Genomic DNA, 2,814 nt, shown 5'->3' with positions numbered 1-2,814 from the left:
ACATGAGGCAATAATGATGACTTTTACCAGCTCCCCCCTTGATTTCTGACGATTGATGCTTATCTTGTCTGCTGTCCAGACTATTTACCCTGCTCAAGGAGATTTATCCGTATGTCCAAGGCAACAAAACAGTTTCAGACCGAAGTAAAGCAGCTGCTTGACCTGGTTATCCACTCACTCTACTCCAACCGCGAGATCTTCCTGCGGGAGTTGGTCTCCAATGCATCCGATGCCATTGACAAGGCCCGCTTTGAGGCCCAGTCAAACGAGAGTCTGCTGGAAGGCAACAGCGACTGGAAGATCAAGATGATCCCCAACAAGGACGCTGGCACCCTGACCATCCGTGATAACGGCATCGGTATGTCCATGGTTGAGGTGGAAGAGAACATCGGCACCATTGCCAAGTCCGGCACCAAATCGTTTGTACAGGCCATGAAAGATGCTGCCAGTGCTGAACAGCCGGAACTGATCGGCCAGTTCGGGGTCGGCTTCTACGCCTCGTTCATGGTGGCAGACAAGGTTGTACTGACCACCCGTCGGGCAGGTGATGCTAGCCACGGTACGTTATGGGAATCAGCCGGCGATGGTTCCTACACCATTGAGGACTGCACCAAGGCAGAGCGCGGTACCGAGATAGTGCTGCATCTGAAGGAAGAGTTTAAAGAGTATCTTGATGAATGGAAGATCCGCTCTATTGTCAAGAAGTACTCTGACTTCATCCAATATCCGGTCTGCATGGATATCACCCGTACCGAGACCCCCAAAGGGGTTGATGGCGAGGAGATTGAAGGGGCTGGCACCATCGAGAAGATCGAGGAGCAGACCCTTAACTCCATGAAGGCGATCTGGGCCAGACCCAAAAGCGAAGTGAGCGAAGAAGAATACAAGGAGTTCTACAAGCATGTGTCCCATGACTTTGAAGACCCTTTCAGGACCATCCACTTTGCTGCAGAAGGCACCAGCGAATTCAAGGCGTTGCTCTATCTGCCAGCCAAGAAGCCGTTTGACCTGTTCATGGCTGAGCGCAAGCGCGGTATCCAGCTGTATGTGAAGCGGGTTTTCATCACCGAGAAGTGCGATGCCCTGCTGCCCGACTATCTCCGTTTTGTACGGGGCGTGGTTGATTCATCCGATCTGCCGCTGAACGTCTCCCGTGAGATCCTGCAGGAAGATGTCCAGATCAAGCGGATTCAAAAAAGTCTGGTGAACAAGACTCTCTCCACCCTGGCAGAGCTGAAGGAGAAGGAGTATGACCAGTACCTGACCTTCTGGAAAGAGTTCGGACCGGTTCTGAAGGAAGGGTTGCATTCTGATTATGCAAACAAGGAAAAACTGCAGGAGCTGATGCTGTTCCAAAGCACCCGCACCGCTGAAGGTGAGTTTGTATCCCTCAAGGAGTATGTAGAGCGGATGCCTGAAGCCCAGAAGGAGATCTACTACATTACTGGCGAAGACAAGGCATCCCTGGAGCAGTCACCACTGCTGGAAGCGTTTAACGCCAAAGGGTTTGAAGTGCTGTTCCTGACCGATCCGGTTGATGAGTGGGTTGTGCAGTCACTGCACGAGTATCAGGATAAGAGCCTCAAGGCTGTTGACCGGGGCGACGTTGACCTGGACACTGAAGACGAGAAGAAGGAAAAAGAGAAGAAGCAGGAAGAGGCCAAGAAGGAGTTCGGCACCCTGCTGGAGCTGATCAAGGGCCGCCTGGAAAGTAAGATCAAGGAGGTTCGTTTCAGTAACCGACTTACTGACAGCGCCTGCTGCCTGGTGGCTGACGACTTTGGCATGAACGCTAACATGGAGCGGATCATGAAGGCCATGAACCAGGCCGTACCTGAGTCAAAGCGGGTATTGGAACTGAACCCTGACCACCCGATTGTGAAGGTGATGGGCGACATGTACAAGCAGAACGCCGATAACACCCGCCTGTTGGACTATGCTGACCTGCTCTATGATCAGGCGCTGCTGACCGAAGGCACACCGATTAAAGACCCACTCAAGTTCACCAAGCTGGTTAGTGAACTGATGGTGAAGGCAGCCCAATAGCTCTCCGTGACACTATCCGCACACAAAAGGACAGGCATTCTGCCTGTCCTTTTTTATACACAGATCAGACAGACACGGTCATAATCTTGGGGATAGCATTTGGCTCCAGTTCAGCCATCCTTGCTACTCCCAGTTCTTCAAGCTGTTTTTTCACAGACTCAGCCTGCGTAATCAGCTCTGCAACATCAATCCAGAGACATATCTGCGGCAGCTTACTCAAATAATCCACACCACCATCAAGCAAACTAATCGCACCGTTAAAATTGCCATTACGCCAGTGGTGCATGGCTATGGCAAGCTGGATAATCCCCTGATACAGATGACGCAGATCACCTGATGCAACCATCCAGAGTAGCTCCAGGGTTTCATGACACTGATACCACTGGGCAGCATTAAACTGACGAATGCCCAGCAGTAACTGGCCTGACGGGCTATCGTGGCATGTTTTAGTCGATTTCAGACCGCTCGGCACATGCACCTCCGCATCAATTACATAACAAAGGGGCATCGTACCAACCGGTACCATGCCCCTTCTACAAATGTGACTAAAGAACGGCTAAACTAGCGTGCTTTATCCATCTGACTCTTCAGCAGGTCACCCAGATTTGAAGTTGCTTCGCCCTGACCACCACCAAGATAGGACTCGAACTCAGCCTTCTCAGCAGCAGCTGCCAGAGATTTCACTGACAGGGAGATCCGACGCTCGCGTGAATCAGCGTTCAGCACAACTGCCTCAATGGAATCACCAACATTGGCGAAGTCTTTGGC

Annotated in this window: 2 protein-coding genes and 1 pseudogene; 1 reads left to right on the top strand and 2 read right to left on the bottom strand. The window is 51.7% G+C overall.

Features of this window, described 5'->3' with window-relative positions; translation table 11 throughout:
* Positions 1-111 precede the first annotated feature (111 nt).
* The gene (gene htpG, locus OEL57_RS16005; protein WP_300741851.1) at positions 112-2,046 is read left to right on the top strand and encodes a molecular chaperone HtpG; all 1,935 of its coding nucleotides are present in this window, start codon (positions 112-114) and stop codon (positions 2,044-2,046) included.
* 64 nt (positions 2,047-2,110) lie between these two features.
* On the opposite strand, the gene OEL57_RS16000 is transcribed toward htpG, so the two are convergent.
* Positions 2,111-2,518 carry a DUF309 domain-containing protein gene (locus tag OEL57_RS16000; RefSeq protein ID WP_300741850.1) on the bottom strand — a complete coding sequence of 136 codons (408 nt, stop codon included), beginning with the start codon at positions 2,516-2,518 and terminating at the stop codon, positions 2,111-2,113.
* An 89-nt stretch (positions 2,519-2,607) separates the two neighbouring features.
* Positions 2,608-2,814: pseudogene (locus OEL57_RS15995) on the bottom strand (30S ribosomal protein S1); the annotation flags it as partial.

It is taken from the genome of Trichlorobacter sp. (assembly GCF_030247655.1).
GTDB lineage: Bacteria > Desulfobacterota > Desulfuromonadia > Geobacterales > Pseudopelobacteraceae > Trichlorobacter.
The sequence above is the reverse complement of the archived record's forward strand: the minus strand, read 5'-3'. Positions and strand labels throughout refer to the sequence as shown.

Bases quoted from the DNA above. Each gene is read 5' to 3' on its own strand.
- htpG (WP_300741851.1), top strand. From the start codon at position 112: ATGTCCAAGGCAACAAAACAGTTTCAGACCGAAGTAAAGCAGCTGCTT.